Below are 19,964 nucleotides of genomic sequence, written 5' to 3' on the forward strand. Positions count from 1 at the left end.
GGGCAGTAAGACTCCCACCTCAAAATTCGGTGAATGTGAGGAAGTTAGGTGGGAGATAAAAGCCCGATTGGTGAAGGCTAATAATCAGTGGGGGATGGACAACCCCCACTGATTAAAGTTTCATTTTATGTAAAAGCGTATTGTTAGAAAATGAAATATCTCTATTTCTATGAAGAGAAACGAGTTGTGTTTTAGTCAGATAGGAAGCAAGGAGAGGTGCGCATGCTAGAACAAAGAGGTCATGCATTATATGACTCTTCATTGCAAGATTTAAAATTAGCATTAGATGAGTCTTCAATTGTTGCTATTACAGACCGAAATGGTCTTATTACATATGTGAATGATAAATTTTGTAAAATCTCAAAATATAAAAGAGAAGAGTTAATAGGAAAAGATCACCGTATTTTAAATTCCGGATATCATCCGAAAGCATTTTTTCAAATCCTATGGAAGCGTATTTTGAGTGGAAAAGTCTGGACAGGGGAAATTCGAAATCAAGCAAAAGATGGTACGTATTATTGGGTTAAAACAACAATTGTTCCATTTTTAAATGAAAAGGGAGAACCTTATCAATTTATTGCAATTCGAAATGATATAAGTAGTAGGAAAGAAGCAGAACAAAGATTACGATTAAGCGAAAGTCGTTATAGGGAACTTGCTTATCATGATGCGTTAACAAGTTTACCGAACCGTTTACAGTTAATTACGACTGTAAATAAGATGATTGCAGAGAAAATAGAGTTTGGCATGATTTACTTTGATTTAGATCGTTTTAAATTAGTGAATGATACGTTAGGTCATATGATAGGAGATTTACTTTTAAGCGAAGTTGCTTCACGGTTGCATTATGTGCTAGGAGAGAAAGATGTTCTGGCTAGGCTTGGTGGCGACGAATTTGTGCTGTTAACAAAAACTCATACACATGATGAGATGAGGCAGTTAGCGACATCCGTGTTGTCATGCTTTCAAGCGCCATTTATGCTTGAAGGTCATGAAGTATATATTTCAGCTAGTCTAGGACTTTGTTCCTATCCGCAAGATGGAAAAGACGTTGAAACGTTATTAAAAAATTCGGATTTAGCCATGTATAGTGCGAAAGAGCAAGGAAGAAATGCGGCGTGCTTCTTTACAGATGAATTACGTGCGAAAATAAACCGTAGAATGAAAATAGAATTTGCTTTGCAAAAAGCGATTCGTGACGAAGAATTAAAAGTGGCATTACAACCCATTATTGATTTGAAAACAAAGAAATGTACTGGTATTGAGGCTTTAGTACGCTGTAAGACAGAAGAAGGTCCTATTTCACCAAGTGAATTTATCCCTGTAGCTGAAGAGTGTGGACTTATTATAAAACTAGGAGACTGGGTACTAGAAAAGTCATGTCGACTGTTTAAAACTTTACCAGATTATCAAGAGGGACTGAAGTTATCTGTTAATTTATCAATACAACAATTGATGCAAAAGCGATTTATTTTATCTGTTCGTAGTATATTGAAGCGAACAGGGTTTCCGCCAAATCGTTTAATATTAGAAATAACAGAAAGTATAGCTGTACGTCATTTTGATTATATTATTGCTACATTACAAGAATTAAGAAGTATGGGAATTTTAATCGCTTTAGACGATTTCGGAACAGGGTATTCCTCATTATATTATTTAAAACAACTACCACTTGATATTGTGAAAATTGATCGTAATTTTATTCGTGAGTTTCATTATGATCATGCACAACCAGAGCGAACGATTGTAAAATCGGTTATTGAAATCGCCCATAGTTTAAATTTATTAGTGGTTGCTGAAGGGGTAGAAACGGTAGAACAAGAAAGTTTATTAAAATCAATGAGTTGCGACTTTGTACAAGGTTTTTATTATGCGAAACCGTTAGATATAGGGGAACTAAAAGAAAAGTTATTAACTGATTTTTAATAAAAAAAGAGAAGCGAAAAGCTTCTCTTTTTTATTGTTTTTTTTGTGAATCTTTCATTAAAACTGGATAAAGAATAAGACCTAATACAAACAAACCAATGCCTAAGAAGAATGTTTTTAAATCAGCAGTTCCCGTTTTAATAACCCATATGGAATATAAAAATGCTAATGCAGTAATGATTCCATCTTTTATTCGAGATCCCGGCATTATATCATACGTTTCCCCCGTAATAACTAATTTTAACTGATACAAGGTAGAAACAAGGTACGGGATTAAATATGCTAATGTCGCTACAACAATAGCGAAATTATATGCTTCTGAAACAGTACCAGAAATCGTTGAGAATAAGAAAATTTGCGTCATCACATTTGTAATAAATAATGATTTTGAAGGACTACCTTTTTTATTTGTTTTACTGAAAAACTTAGGGAAAAGGCCATTTTTAGCAGCCTGGTAAGGTACTTCTGAGCTAACAACGATCCATCCTACAGTAGAGCCGAATAAAGATACGAGTGCAAGTAAGGCCATTATATAAGCACCTTTAGTACCAATTGCTAAATTTAATGCATCTACTAATGGTTTTTGAGACTCTTTTAAAGCGTCTTGTGGAAGAGCGCCCATTGTTAGTAGAGTAATTGCCATGTAAATAAGAAGAGCGATGATTAATCCGAAAATCGTAGCTTTCTTAACATCGTGCTGAGATTTTGCACGGTTAGAGAGCATAACTGCTGACTCAATACCGATAAAAGCCCAAAGTGTTGCAATAGCAGCGGAATTTATTTGTCCACCCAACGAAATAGGTTGTCCAGCTTCATTCATAAATGTTTGACCGTCCCCGAAATTAGAGGCATTGAAAATGAATAATGTGATTACAATAAACATTGTAAATCCGATGATTTTTGCGATTGTTGCCAGAAGGTTCATATTTCCGGCTCTATCAATATTTTGAGAAAGAATATATTGAATTCCCCATAGCATCATACTACATACTATGAAGGTTAAAGCTTTTCCAAGTTCTAATGAAAATCCGTTTGTTGAAAAGAGAATTTGCTTACTTTGTAAAACTGGGAAGAATGTTGATAAATATCCTGCAAAGGAAATAATTACAGATGCTGTAGCAGCCCAGTTAGCAGCCCAGTATCCCCAAGCCATACTATATCCTGCAACTTTACCTGTCTTTTGAGAAGTAAACATTGCTTGGGCGTAACTTTGTGGTCCTGCTTTTAATTCTGGTTTACGAATTGCTAAATTTCCAAATACGAGTGCAATCATAAATACACCAAGTCCTGTAATACTCCATGCCAGTGTAGATCCCATTGGACCTGATACGTGTGCTAAATTTGCTGGGAGCATAAATACGCCACCGCCAACCATATTCCCGATAACAAAAGCTGTTAAAATCCATAATCCCCATTTTTTCGTTTCCATTTTTGTTAACTCCTTTGTAGTAAGTTTTGCTTAAACATCATTTTTTACTAGCATTTTTGGCAATAAAAAAAGAGCCATGTAGATAAAAAATACCTACATGGCTCTTTGCCAAAGCGTAGGTACAACGGGAATAACCCTTGTACCTACGCGTAATTTTTCCGCTAGGTTTCAAGGGTTAAGTATGATGATGATGTTTTTGTGCAAATGTAACTACAGTTGTATAAGTAAGCATAGTTCCTTGCTCCCTTTCTCCTCTGATTTTGAAGTTAGTATACTACATGTTTTTTTGAATGAAAAGAAAAATTTATAAAAATACGTTTTAGAGACTAAATATTTACCTATAGTTTTCTTGTACTGGAAAATAAGTGAGAGATTGGCAGAAGAGTATAGCGTGGTATAATATATATAGAACTAGAAGGTGACAAGGGGCTATTGTAGATGATGAGTAAGTATGAACAAATTTATACAGAAATCAGCAAGTCTATTGATAATAAACAATTAAAAGAAGGATGTAAAATCCCATCAGAAACGGAATTAATGAAGCAGTATGAGGCAAGTAGGGGTACTGTAAGAAAAGCTGTAGATTTATTGCAAGAGCGTGGATATGTTCAAAAAATACACGGAAAAGGTGTTTTTGTATTAAAGCGCAAAAACATTGAATTTAACTTTGGTGGTATTGTAAGTTTTCAAGAAGAAAATGAACGTTTAGGACGTCATTGTATTACAGAAGTCGTGGAAATAGAGAAAATGAAAGCGACACAAGATGTAGCAAAGTTATTAAACGTGAAAGAAAAAACGGAAATAAATCATATTAAACGTGTACGAAATATTGATGGAGAAAAAGTAATTTTAGATATAAACCATTTTGTATCGGAATATATTCCAGGATTAACGAGAGAAATTGCAACTGCATCGATTTATAAATACATTGAGAAAGAATTAGGGCTACATATTAGCTATTCACAGCGGGTAATTGAAGTGCAACCATGTACAGAGGATGACCGAAAGTATTTGGATTTAAATGGAACAGACTATGTTGTCGTTGTAAAAAACTTTACTCATTTATACGATGGGAGTCAGTTCGAATATACGGAATCACGTCACCGTTTAGATATTTTTCACTTTTCGGATGTGGCGCGAAGAAAATAAAGAGATGGAGCGAAATAATCGTTCCATCTCTTTATTTATAAAAAATCACCAACTTATATATATGAGTGTTGACTAACTTATATATACGAGTTAATATGTAAGTGTAAACGGTATCAAAAAAAGAAAAGAGGGACGGGAATATGGGGAAAGACTATCGTAAAACAGCAAAAGAAGTGTTGCAGTATATTGGTGGGAAAGACAATATTGAACAAGCTGCGCACTGTGTAACGAGGCTACGTATCGCTTTAAAAGATGAAAATAAAATAGATAATGATAAATTACAGTCTGTTTCATTAGTAAAGGGAGCGTTTCATAACGCTGGGGTATTTCAAATTGTAATTGGTCCAGGTGATGTCGATCGAGTATACGCTGAATTGATAACGCTTGCAGGTATGGAAGAATCGACAGTAGCTGACGTAAAAGGTTCAGGGGATAAAAAATTAAATCCAGTTCAAAAGTTTGTAAAAGTATTTTCAGATGTATTTATGCCGATTTTGCCAGCAATTATTACGGCAGGTTTACTAATGGGGATTAATAACCTGTTAGGGGCAAAGGACTTATTTTTTGATGGGAAAAATTTATTAGAAGTATATCCGAACTTAGGTGGGCTTTGGGATTTAATTAATATGATGGCCAATACAGCATTCGTATTCTTACCGGCACTTGTTGGTTGGTCAGCAACGAAGCGCTTTGGTGGTAGTCCAATACTAGGGATTGTTATGGGATTAATGCTTGTGCATCCGGCCTTATTAAACGCGTGGGATTATGGAAAAGCAGCGACTGGTTTAGAGGGACAAAAGATTGAGTACTTCGATATTTTAGGGCTATTCCAAATTGAAAAGGTAGGATATCAAGGCCAAATTTTACCCATTTTAGTAGCAGCATTCGTATTAAGTAAAGTTGAAATCTTCTTAAAGAAACATGTGCCAAACGCAATTCAATTATTAGTTGTACCAATTACAACAATCGTTGTAACGGGTGTGTTAGCGTTAGGAATTATCGGTCCAGTTACACGTCATATTGGCGATTTATTAACGGCTGGATTAGTTGGCGTATATGAAACGGTACCAGTACTTGGAGCAGTATTATTTGGAGCATTATATGCACCGCTCGTAATTACAGGAATGCATCATATGTTTATTGCAATTGATTTACAGCTAATTGCACAGCACGGCGGTACATTTATTTGGCCGATGATTGCTCTTTCTAACATTGCACAAGGTAGTGCGGCACTAGCGATGTTCTGGATTTCTAAAAATCAAAATGATAAAAGTATGGCATCAACATCAGCAATCTCAGCGTACTTCGGTATTACAGAGCCAGCGATGTTCGGTGTGAATTTAAGAAATAAATTCCCGTTCTATGCAGCGATTATTGGGTCTGCTATAGCAGCGATATTTATTACATTAAATGGTGTATTAGCACCAGCAATCGGAATTGGCGGATTGCCAGCATTTATTTCTATCATTCCGAAATCGATTCCAATGTTTATTGTAGGGATGATAATCGCAGTAGTAATTCCATTTACATTAACATGGTTATTTGCGAAACGAGTAAAACAGAAGTAGGAGGAAATTAAGCATGAAAGATTGGCATAAAAGTGTAGTCTATCAAATTTATCCGAAGAGCTTTAATAGTTACTATAATAAAGAAACCGGTGATATAAAGGGAGTTACAGAGAAATTAGATTATTTAAAGGAACTTGGAGTGGATTATATTTGGTTAACACCGATATACCGATCACCACAAAATGACAATGGATACGATGTAAGTGATTATTACAGCATTGATCCATCTTACGGGACGATGGAAGAGTTTGAAGAGCTTTTAAAAGAAGCGAAAGTACGTGACATTGAAATCATGCTTGATATCGTTGTAAATCATAGTTCAACGGAGCATAAGTGGTTTAAAGAAGCAAAAGAAGATAAGAATAGTCCGTATCGAAATTATTATATTTGGCGTGATGAAAAGAATAATTGGCAGTCTAAATTTGGAGGATCTGCTTGGAAATATGATGAGAAAACAGGGCAATATTTTTTACATCTATTTGATGAGACGCAAGCTGATTTAAACTGGGAAAATGAAAAGCTTCGTGAAGAAGTGTACGATATGATGCGCTTTTGGCTCGATAAAGGTGTAAAAGGATTCCGCCTTGATGTTATTAACTTAATTTCAAAAGATCAAAGATTTTTAAGTGATGAAGGCACCACTGCTACAAGTGATGGGCGTAAATATTACACAGATGGTCCACGCGTCCATGAATATTTACAAGAGATGAGCCAAAATGTTTTTGAAGGGAAAGATGTAATTACAGTTGGAGAAATGTCATCTACGACAATTGATAATTGTATTAAATATTCGAATCCTGAGCGCAATGAACTAAGCATGACGTTTAGTTTCCATCATTTAAAAGTAGATTATCCGAATGGTGATAAGTGGACGAAAGCTGATTTTGATTTCATTAAATTAAAAGAAATTATGTCTAATTGGCAAATTGAAATGCAAAAGGGCGGAGGATGGAATGCGTTATTCTGGTGTAATCATGACCAGCCTCGTATCGTTTCACGGTTTGGTGATGATGAGAAGTACCGAAATGAATCTGCGAAAATGTTAGCGACAGCTATGCATATGTTGCAAGGAACGCCTTACATTTACCAAGGTGAAGAAATCGGTATGACGAATCCTAAATTCGAGTCCATCGAGCAATATCGTGATGTAGAATCGTTAAATATATATGATATAAAGCTAGAAGAAGGATTATCAAAAAAAGAGATTATCGGGATTTTAAAACAAAAATCTCGTGACAATTCCCGTACTCCGATGCAGTGGAATGAAGAGGTGAATAGTGGTTTTACAACAAGTACACCTTGGATTTCTGTGGCTGAAAACTTTAAAGAAATAAATGTAGAGAAGGCATTAGAAGATAGAGAATCTGTATTTTATCATTATAAAAAGCTAATTGAACTTAGAAAAAAATACGATGTCCTTACAGAAGGGAAATATGCTATTTTAGATGGAAATCATCCTAGCATTTGGGCGTATACACGTACTGTAAATAATGAAGTATTACTTGTTATCAATAACTTCTACGGAGAAGAAATAACATATTCTGCACCAGTGAATGTTCAATTGGATGGAATGAAACAAGAAGTATTATTATCAAATTACAAAGATTCAAGTAAAGATATTACCAATCTTAACTTAAGACCGTATGAGTCAATTGTATATCGTTATATGAAATAAAAGGTTGGATGCCGGCTTGGCATCCAACCTTTTTATTTTAAGACGCCACTATATAAAATCTTTACTTCTACTTCCGGTTTAAATTTTACCTTTGCATAATCTTTATTCCAATTCTTTTTCTTCCATAACTCTGGATGATAAGCGATAAGATTTCTACCTATACCGAAAGCGTCACAATTTGCTTTTTGTAGCTTTTTCGTTATTTGTTTTGCTTCTTTTGTGAGCTGCTTAGATAATTCTTTGTTTAGTTTTTTTCTTTCTCCCATTTTATAAAGATTATCTCTCGGTGCTTCAAGAGCGATTACTTGTAGCTTTAGTTTTAGATGAGCGTAAACATTTCCTTTTTTGTCAGTCGTTATATTCAAGTCTCTTTTTAGTTTCCGATTGCTCACTTCCATTGTTAAATAATCAGATGTCTTCTCTGATTCATCGCTAGTAAGTTTTTGGGTTATACGGGCACTTGTTCCCATTTTTCCGGTTAATAACACGAATAGAACAGATTGTTTCAAAGGTAAATGCCCAGTTAATTTATCGTTGTTAAATAAAGCTAACCCGTTTGTAATTACTTCTTTTCCTTTTATTTTTATAGAAGGGAGGGTAAAGTCTTTACCGGGATCTAACATTTTTGTAGCAGCTGTTTCTAAAGTTTCTTTTGGAAATACACTCATATCTTCTAAGCTTTTCACTTTTTTCTTTAGAAAATCTCCAATTAGTAAATTTCCTACCTTCTTTTTTTCTAGTATCTCGGATGTTTCACCATCTACTGCAATAAGTTTTACTAAAGCAGTTGGGTTTGTTGGGTCCCGAAAGCTGACATCTAAATAGGGGAGTATACCCTTTTTTAGAATTTTGGTTCCTAGTAATTGAACACCATATTTAAAATAGCGAATATTCCCAGTCACATTTTTTTTTAGGGCATCGCTTGTATCCCTTATGTTATGCCCGTTTGCTGAATGTATTTCATTCTCGAATGAAGATTGCTCTCCGCTTGAACTTTTTACGAGTTCAAGCGTTTGCTGAAGTTTATTTTCTTCCGTAATATCATATCCAATGCTATAAGCTAATCTCGCTTCTCTTAATGGTTCTTGATCCCAACAGCCAGAAAGGAATGCACTAGTACATAATATAAAAAGTAATTTAACTCTTTTTTTGAACATACTGTTCTCCTTTCTTATTCCTTATTACTGAATAAAGTAGAAATAAAAGAGGGAGGACAACTATGAAAATATACGTGAACTTATCAGTAAAAGTTGCAATTACTTTTAATTCTTCAGGTGTATCTATAAATAGGGCTACACTAAAAGCAATAATACCAACGATTGGAACAGCCTTTTTATGATTAGCCAGATTGAAGATATGTCCAATTCCTATAGAAGCAGCACAGTAATAACTAGCAATAGAAGCTACAACAGTTATCATCCATATTGGGATGAATAGTAAATCGGTTCGGTCTATAATCCCAATATGCAGAGAACGCAATAAGTAAGCAACTGGCTCTGGAATAAGTTCAACTTGTTTTGGACTAAATACGATAAAGCAAATCCAAACAGTAAAAGTATAAAAAAGAGTTACAAATCCATTAGCGATAGAAATTGCTTTCAGTTTTGCCACAGAACTCCCGTTTACTTTTGGGAAAGCGATAAGAATAATCTCAAAACCATACATAGCTGTAATGGTTTCTTTTGATGCTTGAATAATATTCCACCATCCGGCTTCTGTAATTGGAAAAATGTAAGAAAAATCAGCTCGTGTAAGCCCTAGGGCAATTAAAAGAGCCATTGGTAAAATGAGAATAGAAGCCATGACGTAAAACCGTACGATGACTTTGAACGTATTATAAGCTATGTAACAACAAGCTATTGTAAATAGCATGAGGGTGGCATACCAAGGAGTTGCTTGTAATATCCAAACTTTAATGACATTACAAGCATTTAACATAACCGTCATACCGATAAGGGTAAAATAAAAAACATAAGCAAAACCTAATAGTTTTCCAAACTTATTCCCAAATAGCATACAAACACTTTCATACATATCTGCATCAGGAAATCGTTTTAAGAAAAGCCACATAAGTAAAATAATAAGTTGAATTGCAAGACCAGCGATGAGAGCAGAAATCCATCCGCCACCTTTCGCTATTGGGTGAAGACGGTTTGGTAGAGAAAGTATACCAACTCCGATTTGGCATTGAATAACGAAAAAGGTAAATTGAACAAGTGAAATTTTACTTTGCGTGTTTGTCACCGTTCTCATCCTCTCTCGTTACATGTTGTCGTTGCATTTTTTTCGGTTTTGAATCATGTGGTCGTTCCCAAAACGACCAAATTGGTAGTCGTACAAAAGAGTCTTTCATATCTTTTATCCGCATCGGAGCAACAGGAGAAAGATAGGGGGTATGAAATGAATGTAACTGGCATAAATGAACGAAAGTTATAATGAGACCGAATGATATTCCTACATAGCCGAATATGGCAGCAAGGAGCATTAACGGAAAACGAAGAATCCGAACTGCGGAACTCATATCATTTGATGGAACAAGAAAAGATGAGATTGCAGTTAAAGCTACAACGATAATCATTGTATAAGAAACGAGACCGGCTTTTACAATTGCATCACCAATTACTAAACCACCTACAATACCGATTGTTTGTCCAACTCGGCTTGGCAAGCGAATACCAGCTTCCCGTAATAATTCAAAGATTAATTCCATTAAGAGAGCTTCAAAAATAGGAGGAAGTGGCACTTTTTCTAATGAAGCTTTAATCGTATAAACAAGTTCGAGCGGCAACACATCAGGATGAAAAGCAACTGTTGCGATATATATAGCGGGCAAGAGAAAGGCAATCAAGAAACTGACTAAGCGAATCATTCGGATGAAAGAACCGACAATCCAGCGGTTATTATAATCATCTGGTGATTGATAGAAAGCAAATAACGTAACAGGAACGATAAGTGCAGTTGGATCTCCATCAGATAAAATAGCAACTCGTCCTTCCATTAAATTTGCTGCGACTCTATCTGGACGCTCTGTATTTAATTGTTGCGGAAAGGGTGAGAAAGACGTATCCTCTATAAATTCTTGTATATATCCTGGAGGCATAAGTGCATCTGTCTTAATCGTTTCTAACCTTCTTTTTACTTCTGTAACTAGATCGTCATTAGCTATGTTTTGCATATAAGCAATTGCCACTTTCGTATGCATTTCTTCACCGAGTGTGAAATATTTAACGACGACATGTGGACTTTTTATGAGTTTACGAATAGAAGCTAAATTGGTTGCTAAATCTTCTACTAAACCAGTATGCGGTCCACGGACAATCCCTTCATTATCAGGTTCTGTTATATCTCTCTTTAAAGATAGAGCTGTTTCGAAAATACAAAAACTGTCGACGTGTTCATGAAAATATAAAGATTTACCTTGTAATAAAAGCTGCACACCATAATTTAAATTTGTTTCTTTTTTCATATTTAATGTGGCAAAAGCTTTATCTAAAGACAGATCCGATCGAGTTAATAATGGTTCAAGAGCTAATTGATGAATTAAATTTGGGTCTGCTAAAGATTCGATATATAAGATTGTTCCTTTTCCATTTTGGAAAGGGACATCTAATTTTTTTATATCATCTGAATGACAGAGCTTATTTTCAATGTAATTAATATTTTCCGGAAGTGATGGAAACATATGCTTTTTTTTATTATCTTGTTGTGAATTTTTCTGTTCGGCCATAATTTCCATCTCCTTTACATTGAAATTGTTTCTGTTAATTTTTGTTGTTTGTGAGAAAATTATGCTTGGATTATTTGAAAAAAGTAGCTTGAAGGTTACGTTACGTCATCTTTTATACTAAAGAAAATAGGATATAGGGGATGGAAAGAAAGCGTATATTAGATTAGCGATATTAATATATATCTTTTGTACTATAGAGGATAAGCCTAGCGGTATGCATAATTACATCGTTTGATGAATAGGAAATTTATGAGAATCGATTTATACTAATATTGTGTCTTGCCTTTTTAGGTGTAGTACACAGCCGGTGATTGGCTAGTGGAGGTTTTTCCATTTTGCCAGTGCCGGTTTTTTGTTGGATAATAGAGAAAATGAAGTTTTATAAAGAAAGAAGGTGTTGTTTTGAAGGATGTAAATTCTATCTTTATGAGAGAAAAGATTGCTAGTTCTTATCTTTATTTTATTTCTTTTCTTGGCTTGATTACTATAACCATATCTTTACTTGATATTAAAATCCCTTCTTATCCAACGATATTAATATTGTTATTAATATTTATGGGGATTGCAGAGTATTTTCCTGTACGATTTTGGAGAGGAACTAGCTCGCTTACCTTTCCGATAATTTACGCTATGAGTTGGCAGTTTGGAATCCATATGACTATTATTGCTATTGTACTCGTAACGCTAATTATTCACCTGCATCGTCGTTCACCGATACAAAGAATGTTATTTAATAGTACTCAGCATGCGCTTAGTTTGATCTTGGCCGAATGGTTTTCAAATAAATGTATGTCTTTATTAATTAACAAGATAGATATGTCAGTTCTATATGAAAATTTAATATCTTTGTTGTTATTTTGCGTGTTTTTTGGCTTCTTCAACAACCGCTTTTACGATTTGTTAATGATAATTCTTCCGCAGCCATATTCAATCTATCAGTGGTATAAAAAAACTGTAACGGTATTTCTTTGCGAAACTTTTGGTTTCTCTTATGCGTCCCTGATGCATGTATTAATTAGTACATATAGTGTGGAAATAAACGAGATTACAGTACTGTTTTTCTTTTTTCCACTTGTAGCAATTTCAGTTATTAGTTCTTTTTCTGTACGGATAAGGATGGAGAAGGAACGATTATATGAGCTGTTTCTTATTACGACAGAAATTAGTCGTGGACTAACCGGAGGAAACTTGAAACATATTAAACAAGCGCTTAAAGGCTTTTTTGGCATACAAGCATATGTAATATGGACAAAAGATGATGGGAACTGGAATCTTCTATTAAAAGATGGGAAAGTTCGTCTGGATATTTCTGATCATTCAGAAATATCCAAGGCGTTTGAGGGAATCTCTAAAAATCTTGTGTTTCATGATTGGAAAACTGGTACGGCTCCTGGAGATGAAATATTTGATAGCGTCATACGCTCGCTTGTATATTTTCCTCTTATTGTAAATGATGAACTAGTCGGAATGTTTGTTGCAGGGAAAAGTAGAACTGCGGGTTTTTTTCCGGAAGATGTACAGTCGTTAGCTACGTTTTCTAACCAATTAGCTAACGTAGTTAAAACAAGAATATTGATTTCTGAACAGGAAAAAAGAATGATTTTAGAAGAAAGAAATAGAATCGCACGCGAAATTCACGATGGTATTGCACAAACATTGGCCGGGGTGATATACCAACTAGAATCCGCGCAGAAAAAATACCGTGATAAACCAATAGATATGCAGCAAATAGTAGAGAAAAGTATAAAAGATTTAAGAGGAAGCCTAGGAGAAGTTCGTTATTCTATTTATGCTTTAAAACCATATCCGACACAACAATTAGGGCTTAAGCAGGCGATAGCAAGTAAAATAAAATCTTTAAAACAAGAATATGAACTAGATATTACATATCATGAAAGAGGTCATGCACGTGCACTCAGCTTTTCAAAAGAAAGAGTTATTTTTGATACATTACAAGAGAGTTTGCAAAACATTGTAAAACATGCACAAGCAGAAAAGACTGATGTTTTACTTAGCTATCAAAGTGAGCACGTGCTTTTAAGGGTTAAGGATAATGGAGTCGGCTTTTCACTATTTGAGTCTATGGTTAAAACGAAGAATGAGCCACATTATGGTATATTACATATGAATGAACAAGCTGAACAATTAGGGGCTACTTTACAGATTGATAGTTCTGTAGGGAAAGGGACAGAAATTACACTATTAATTCCAGATTCACAAACAAGGGGTGCGTAAAATGATTAAAATATTAGTAGTGGATGATCATGCTTTTTTACGAGACGCAATTCGGAGCATACTAGAGGATGAATCTGATATGAAAGTGGTTGGAGAAGCTAGCTCTGGGGACGGAGTATTGGGAAAAGTAGAAGAATGCAGACCAGATTGTATTTTGATGGATATTAATCTTCCAGGGAAAAATGGGATTGAAGCCACAGAGTTAGTAAAAAAAAATTATCCAAATTGCCGAGTGCTTGTGTTTACAATGTATGAACATGATGAGTATTTAATGGATGCACTCCAGGCTGGTGCTGATGGTTATTTATTGAAGGATTCATCATCGGAGCAGGTAATAGCAGCAATTCGAATGTTATATCGAGGCGATTCAGTTATTCATCCGCGTATGACTAAAAAATTAATTACATATCATCAGCAAAAAATGAAATTAGAATCAAATGAAAATGAACTGACGGAACGTGAAAAGGAAATTCTTTTTGAATTAGTAAAAGGACTTAGTAATAAAGAAATTGCTGAAGCTCTATATATTAGTGATAAAACAGTTAAAATTCACATCAATAAAATTTTTAAAAAACTAAATGTAAAAAGTCGATCGCAAGCGGTGATTTATGCTGTTCGAAATCAATTGGTTCCGTTGGATTAAATAAGAGATGTTTAAAAGAACTATCGTGTTTCTTTATTCTATATTACAAAGAATAAAGGGCAAGGTAGTTCTTTTGTACTATTTGGGCATAGAATCATTAGAAAAAAATTACTCCTTTTGTTCAATATTCAGAAAAATCAAAATGTGAAATAATAAAAATAGAATTATTGCTTAACGCTACTAATAATTCATGTTGTAAATCATTGTAGTTGGAAACAATTTATGGGGGCTTTTATAGAAAGAAGATTAGAAGTGTGGGGATGGCGGTAGTAGTGTTGGAGATTCTCGATTATTTTAAATAGATTCAAGGTTGATAGAATTGCCAATGCTAAATAGGAGCTCGGAGGATTTATTTTAGAAAAAATAATTTTAATAATAAGGAGATGCGCTATGAAGAAGGGGAAATTCGGAAAAATACTTATCGGAACGCTAACTGTTGGTATGTTAATGTCTCAAGGAATTCCATATAACGTATTGGCAGAAGAGGTAAATACAACTACTTTAACTGGGATTGATGATGCAAACGCTATATTGAAAGGTCTTACAAAGGAACAACGTAATGCCTTAAAAACGTTAGATACAAAACCAGGTTTTGTTATTTCACCAGGCATCAATATAGCAAGTCCTGATAATGTGAATGTGATTGTAGAGTTTAAGCAAGCACCTAGCAAAATCGAGATGTTAAAACAAGCAGCTAAAGGGAAAAAAATAGCTCTTTCAACTGCGGAACAAAAGGTAGAAGCATCTCATAAAGAATTTAAATCAGAGTTTGAACAGCTTCAAAAGAATAAAGATAAAGGGACGAATTTTAAATCTGCCAAAATAACAAGAGAATATAAGAATGCTTTTAATGGTGTAGCAATTTCGTTACCTGCGAATATGATTGAAGACTTAGTTCGCACTGGTATTGTTAAGCGCGTATGGGAAGATAGTGAGGTCAAAATTGATTTACCGAAAGAAACAGCTAAAACGGCTGTCGAACCAAAAATGGCTGATAGTGTACCACAAATTGGTGTGGACAAGCTGCATGCTGAAAAAATAACAGGTAAAGGAATTAAGGTGGGGGTACTGGACACAGGTATTGATTATAACCACCCTGATTTGAAAGATGCATATAAAGGATATCGTGCAGAGCAGGGGGAAGATCCAAGCAAAATAGATCCGAACTCAATAAAAGGATGGGATTTTGTTAATAATGATGCTGATCCAATGGAGACAACGTATAAGGATTGGCAAAATTCTGGAGGATATCCTGAAATTTATGATGGAAGTGCATATTATACATCCCATGGCACTCATGTAGCTGGGACAATTGCTGCAGACAAAAAGAATAATGTGGATTATGCGGTTAAGGGAGTCGCTCCAGATGTAGATTTATATTCATATCGTGTATTAGGACCATATGGAAGTGGTCAAACAAGCGGTATTCTTGCTGCGATTGATAAAGCAGTGAAAGACGATATGGATGTTATCAATTTATCATTAGGTGCAGCTATTAATGATCCTTTATATCCAACTTCTGTGGCAGTGAATAATGCCATGTTAGCTGGTGTTGTTACAGTAGTAGCGGCAGGTAATAGTGGTCCTGGAGAAGGTACTATTGGATCACCTAGTGCGGCGGCACTTCCAATTACAGTTGGAGCAAGTGACGCTGCGATGTCTATCCCGACATTTTCTGCCGATGCAGGTGATTTACATGTGGATAAGATGATGCTACTTGGAAAGAGCTTTACTGATAAGCTTGAAGACTTAAAAGGTCAATCCTTATCGGTTATATATGCAGGACTTGGGAAATCAGATGATTTTAAGGGGAAAGACGTAAAAGGAAAATTAGCGCTCATCCAACGCGGTGAGATTACATTTGATGAAAAGATTAAGAATGCGAAAGAAGCAGGTGCAAAGGCCGTAATTGTATATAACAATGTTGATGGTGAAATCACAAGTTATCTTGGAGAAAGTACGTCATCTATTCCATCGTTCCGCTTAGCGAAAGTAGATGGTGAGAAATTACAAGTAAAAGCTGGACAAGGAGATGTGTCTTTAGCGTTTGGAGAACTTAGTAATATAAAAACAGAGGGAGATCATTTAGCCGATTTCAGCTCTCGTGGTCCTGCAACTAAAACAGATGATATTAAGCCGGATATTGTAGCGCCAGGTGTGTCTATTTTCTCTACTGTTCCTGAATATATTAATGATCCAAAGGATGGAGAAAATTATCCGGTAGCGTATGGACGTATGTCAGGTACATCTATGGCAACTCCTCATACGGCGGGGGTAGTAGCACTCATTTTACAAGAACATCCAAACTATAGTCCGTTTGAAGTAAAAGAAGCGCTTATGAATACTGCAGTTGACTTAAAAGAAGAACGCTCTGTATTTGAGGTGGGATCAGGCCGAATTGATGCGTATCGTGCAGTTCATGCAGATACATCTATCGAGGTTATCGATAAAACATCGAACGTTGTAAATGATGAAGAAGTAGAAATTGAAGAAAAAACAGGTTCTATTGCATTTGGATATAAAAATCAATTGGGAAATGGACCAATTAAAGATAGTCGAAAAGTCCTAATTAAGAACAACAGTAAAACAGACGGAAAAGAGTTCAAATTAGAAGTAGAGTTTTCACCAACAAGTGTAGGTGTGCAGGATGCAGTGAAGAATGGTGTGAAGCTGAACGTACAAGATTCTATTAAAGTGGCTTCTGGTACATCAGGGGAAATTAGCCCTGAAATTATCATCCCAGAAAACGCAGAATTCGGTAGATATGAGGGGTATATTCATATTTCAAATAAAAACAATGAAAAAGAAGTATATCAAGTACCGTTTGCAGTTAAATTCACAGAAAAAGGGATTGAGTCTGTAGATTTGCTGAGAGACGCAATGGCAACAGATGGATCTAACTTCCATCCGTTTATGGAAAGACCAAGTTCGCCGTTGACATTTAAATTGAATAGTCCTCTTGAAACCATTGATGCGGTTGTGAAGGATCGAAAAACAGGAAAGGCATTAGGAATCGTTGGCACACTTAATGCAAGTAGTCTAACACCGAATGTTGAATATATGATGTTTTCTGGTATGGGAGGGTATGTATTTCCGTTCACAGGAGATCCTGCCCATCCAATTGGAGATAAACCTGTTGTGTTGCCTGATGGAGATTACGAATTGAACTTCGTTGGATATGATAAAGAAGGGAAATCTTATACAAAAGGCGATAGCATTATCATTGATAATGTCATACCTGAAATGAAATTTACGGATGTACAACCTGGTATTCATGAAGTAAATGATTCTATGTTCAAAGAAGAAGATGGCCAGCGGGCATTATGGGTGCATGGTAATGTTTATGATTCTACAGTGGATGCATTAAAGGCAAAAGGCCTGCAGTATGACCAAAAAGCTAATCAAATTGTATATTATCAGAACTCGGCCTTTCCATCAGGTTGGCTGAATACAATTCAGGCCAATGGTGACTTTAAATTTGGAGTACTTCCAGAAGAAATAAATGAACCGTTAAATTTAAAATTATTTGGATATGACCTCGCAACTGCAGGGAATATGGCAACTGGATATAAAGATTACGTCTTTGTAAAAGAAGGGACAGAATACGCTGTTCCAAGTTATAACAAAGATAAAATAAAATTAGGAGAAAAAATTACGTTAACTTTAAATCTCAATAATGTAAAACAACTTACGGCAGGTACATTTGAAATCCCTTATGATAAGCAGCTATTTAAATTTACAGATGTGAAACCAAATTCAGCGCTTACGGAATATGCAAAACAACATGGATTAAACTTGACATTAGAAGATCCGGCTATAAATACAGAAGGAACTTGGGAAAACAAGGTGAAAGTTGGCGCATCATTGGAAGGAAAAGAATTTAAAGGATTAGATGGAGATACACCATTTTTAGATGTTACATTCGAAATGACGAGCGATGAATATTTTAATAATTTAACTGCATTTGGAGCAGATAAGTTCTCTTATATAAAAGCTGGTGCATCAGAAGGTACTGAGATTCCTGTGTTTAAAGATAAATCTTTTGCTATTGTTTCGAAGCATTCAACAGTTACAGGATATATTGGTCCAGAAGCTTTCTTGAATGAAGAGGGGTATTTAGGTAAGAATGATTACACAAAACTAGGAGCAAAAGTGTACGCAGTTGGCAAGGATGGAAAGAAATATACAGGAACGATTAATGATAATGGGCAATTTGAAATTCATAGTGTTCCTGTAAGCGATAAAGAATATGATATTTTCGTAGAAATGCCGGGTCATTTAAATAGTAAATTAACTACAAAAATAGGGGAAATGCAAGATGGAGAATTAGTGGGACAAAACTTTAGAGCCGATATGGATGACAACCTTGCAGGTGATGTAAACGGCGATAAAATGGTGGATATTCAAGATGCTAGAATAGCAGCTCTTTCATATGAAAAAGGAAAAGTGGCTGCAAAAGATGGAGATGTCAATCAAGATGGTGTTGTAAATGAAACAGATATTCGTTTTATCGAGAAGAATTTCTTGAAAAAGGGTCGAGATGCTAAAGAAAATCAGAAGCCGAAAGAAAATGTAGGGCCAGTGACGTTAGATAAAATCTTACGCTCTATTGGTTTAGAACCAAAAAAATAAGTGGACAAACTTCTAGAGTAAATAAAGCAATAGGACAATGAATATAAAATTAAATGAGATTGGCTAACAAATAACCGGTAATGATTTATGGTAAAATTACCGGTTATTTTAAAGGTAATAATCGCTTGGGTACATGAAGTAACTAGTTTAAAGTTAGTTCGCTTTCGTTGTGGGACAAGGTAGTTGCTTAATTATTATTGTTTGTGGGATGGAAATAAGGTTTGTAGTCTAAACTTTAAAAATAGGGGGACTTGTGAAATGAGTATTAAGAAAAAACTTGGTATGGGTGTTGTAACTGCAGCGCTTGGCTTATCTTTAATTAGCGGGGGAACATATGCGTATTTTAGTGATAAGGAAGTATCACAAAACACGTTTGCAGCGGGTACTTTAGATTTGAGTGTTAATCCTGAAGTTGTTATTAATGTCGACAATATTAAACCAGGTGATGAAATGGAACGTGGTTTTCAATTAGTAAACAAAGGAACCTTAGCAATAGGAGATGTGAAACTTCTGACAGATTACAGTGTAATCGATGCTAAAGGAGATAATGGAAATGCTGATTTTGGTGATCATATCCGTGTTGATTTCTTGTGGAATTTGGATAAAAATGAGGTTCCAATTTGGTCTACTACATTATCTGAATTAAAGGTAGCTACGCAAAACGGAAGTATTCCTGATCTTGTACAAAAAGGTGTTGTAGACCGAGAAGGAAATGGACTTGCTCCTGGTGATGATGATACTTTCTACGTAATGTTCACATTTGTAGATAACGATGAAGAGCAAAATGTATTTCAAGGAGATTCATTGAAGTTAAATTGGACCTTCAACTCAATGCAGACAAAAGGTGAAGAGAAATAAAGATAAATATTATATATGAGAATGAATTGATGAGGAATTGAAGAATAGAATTTTTAATAGTGTAAAGGTTGATTGAGTGAATCAACCTTTTTTTATTTTGTGAGAAAATTATGCTTAGATTA

12 protein-coding genes are annotated in these 19,964 nt (G+C 35.1%); 8 read left to right on the plus strand and 4 right to left on the minus strand.

Annotation, left to right across the window (positions count from 1 at the left end):
- The first annotated feature begins 222 nt into the window (after positions 1 to 222).
- Positions 223 to 1,926, plus strand: coding sequence for a putative bifunctional diguanylate cyclase/phosphodiesterase (locus tag JFU54_RS19315; protein WP_002010499.1), 1,704 nt, complete (start codon positions 223 to 225; stop codon positions 1,924 to 1,926).
- Positions 1,927 to 1,957: 31 nt separating this feature from the next.
- Here JFU54_RS19315 and JFU54_RS19320 read toward each other — a convergent pair whose 3' ends face one another.
- Entirely contained in the window at positions 1,958 to 3,355 is a 1,398-nt protein-coding gene (locus JFU54_RS19320) for an amino acid permease (RefSeq protein WP_002010500.1), read from the minus strand.
- 438 nt (positions 3,356 to 3,793) lie between these two features.
- Here JFU54_RS19320 and treR point away from each other — a divergent pair, with 438 nt between their 5' ends.
- The 3 genes from treR (at position 3,794) to treC (ending at position 7,747) form a co-directional block, all read left to right on the plus strand.
- Positions 3,794 to 4,504, plus strand: coding sequence for a trehalose operon repressor (gene treR / locus JFU54_RS19325; protein WP_002010502.1), 711 nt, complete (start codon positions 3,794 to 3,796; stop codon positions 4,502 to 4,504).
- Between the two features lie 140 nt (positions 4,505 to 4,644).
- Positions 4,645 to 6,072: a PTS system trehalose-specific EIIBC component gene (gene treP / locus JFU54_RS19330; protein WP_002010521.1), complete on the plus strand. Its 1,428-nt coding sequence runs from the start codon at positions 4,645 to 4,647 to the stop codon at positions 6,070 to 6,072.
- Positions 6,073 to 6,085: 13 nt separating this feature from the next.
- Positions 6,086 to 7,747 (plus strand): alpha,alpha-phosphotrehalase, encoded by a 1,662-nt coding sequence (treC, locus tag JFU54_RS19335; protein ID WP_201065900.1) that lies wholly within the window; start codon positions 6,086 to 6,088, stop codon positions 7,745 to 7,747.
- Positions 7,748 to 7,779: 32 nt separating this feature from the next.
- Here the strand turns inward: treC and gerKC are convergent, their stop codons facing one another.
- Genes gerKC through gerKA form a run of 3 tightly spaced genes read right to left on the minus strand, consistent with a single transcriptional unit; the run spans position 7,780 to position 11,474 of the window.
- Entirely contained in the window at positions 7,780 to 8,904 is a 1,125-nt protein-coding gene (gene gerKC, locus JFU54_RS19340; protein ID WP_201065907.1) for a spore germination protein GerKC, read from the minus strand.
- Positions 8,885 to 9,991: a GerAB/ArcD/ProY family transporter gene (locus JFU54_RS19345; protein ID WP_201065909.1), complete on the minus strand. Its 1,107-nt coding sequence runs from the start codon at positions 9,989 to 9,991 to the stop codon at positions 8,885 to 8,887. The genes gerKC and JFU54_RS19345 overlap by 20 nt, the downstream gene beginning before the upstream one ends.
- Positions 9,972 to 11,474: a spore germination protein GerKA gene (gene gerKA, locus JFU54_RS19350; protein ID WP_201065916.1), complete on the minus strand. Its 1,503-nt coding sequence runs from the start codon at positions 11,472 to 11,474 to the stop codon at positions 9,972 to 9,974. The genes JFU54_RS19345 and gerKA overlap by 20 nt, the downstream gene beginning before the upstream one ends.
- Before the next feature lie 402 nt (positions 11,475 to 11,876).
- Between gerKA and JFU54_RS19355 the strand changes: the two genes are divergently transcribed.
- From JFU54_RS19355 to JFU54_RS19370, 4 genes are all read left to right on the plus strand, one after another.
- Positions 11,877 to 13,709 carry a GAF domain-containing sensor histidine kinase gene (locus JFU54_RS19355; protein WP_201065918.1) on the plus strand — a complete coding sequence of 611 codons (1,833 nt, stop codon included), beginning with the start codon at positions 11,877 to 11,879 and terminating at the stop codon, positions 13,707 to 13,709.
- A gap of 1 nt (position 13,710) precedes the next feature.
- Positions 13,711 to 14,352: a response regulator gene (locus tag JFU54_RS19360; RefSeq protein ID WP_002035350.1), complete on the plus strand. Its 642-nt coding sequence runs from the start codon at positions 13,711 to 13,713 to the stop codon at positions 14,350 to 14,352.
- Between the two features lie 390 nt (positions 14,353 to 14,742).
- Positions 14,743 to 18,984: a S8 family serine peptidase gene (locus JFU54_RS19365; protein ID WP_201065920.1), complete on the plus strand. Its 4,242-nt coding sequence runs from the start codon at positions 14,743 to 14,745 to the stop codon at positions 18,982 to 18,984.
- 258 nt (positions 18,985 to 19,242) lie between these two features.
- Positions 19,243 to 19,842, plus strand: coding sequence for a TasA family protein (locus JFU54_RS19370; protein WP_000023369.1), 600 nt, complete (start codon positions 19,243 to 19,245; stop codon positions 19,840 to 19,842).
- Positions 19,843 to 19,964: the final 122 nt, after the last annotated feature.

Source organism: Bacillus sp. TH19, assembly GCF_016651075.1.
GTDB classification, from domain to species: domain Bacteria; phylum Bacillota; class Bacilli; order Bacillales; family Bacillaceae_G; genus Bacillus_A; species Bacillus_A mycoides.

What these genes read in the sequence shown, in the direction of transcription:
- gerKA (WP_201065916.1), bottom strand. Translation starts at nt 11,474, where the DNA reads ATGGCCGAACAGAAAAATTCACAACAAGATAATAAAAAAAAGCATATG.
- JFU54_RS19370 (WP_000023369.1), top strand. Translation starts at nt 19,243, where the DNA reads ATGAGTATTAAGAAAAAACTTGGTATGGGTGTTGTAACTGCAGCGCTT.
- gerKC (WP_201065907.1), bottom strand. Translation starts at nt 8,904, where the DNA reads ATGTTCAAAAAAAGAGTTAAATTACTTTTTATATTATGTACTAGTGCA.
- treR (WP_002010502.1), top strand. Translation starts at nt 3,794, where the DNA reads ATGATGAGTAAGTATGAACAAATTTATACAGAAATCAGCAAGTCTATT.
- JFU54_RS19365 (WP_201065920.1), top strand. Translation starts at nt 14,743, where the DNA reads ATGAAGAAGGGGAAATTCGGAAAAATACTTATCGGAACGCTAACTGTT.
- treP (WP_002010521.1), top strand. Translation starts at nt 4,645, where the DNA reads ATGGGGAAAGACTATCGTAAAACAGCAAAAGAAGTGTTGCAGTATATT.
- treC (WP_201065900.1), top strand. Translation starts at nt 6,086, where the DNA reads ATGAAAGATTGGCATAAAAGTGTAGTCTATCAAATTTATCCGAAGAGC.
- JFU54_RS19360 (WP_002035350.1), top strand. Translation starts at nt 13,711, where the DNA reads ATGATTAAAATATTAGTAGTGGATGATCATGCTTTTTTACGAGACGCA.
- JFU54_RS19320 (WP_002010500.1), bottom strand. Translation starts at nt 3,355, where the DNA reads ATGGAAACGAAAAAATGGGGATTATGGATTTTAACAGCTTTTGTTATC.
- JFU54_RS19315 (WP_002010499.1), top strand. Translation starts at nt 223, where the DNA reads ATGCTAGAACAAAGAGGTCATGCATTATATGACTCTTCATTGCAAGAT.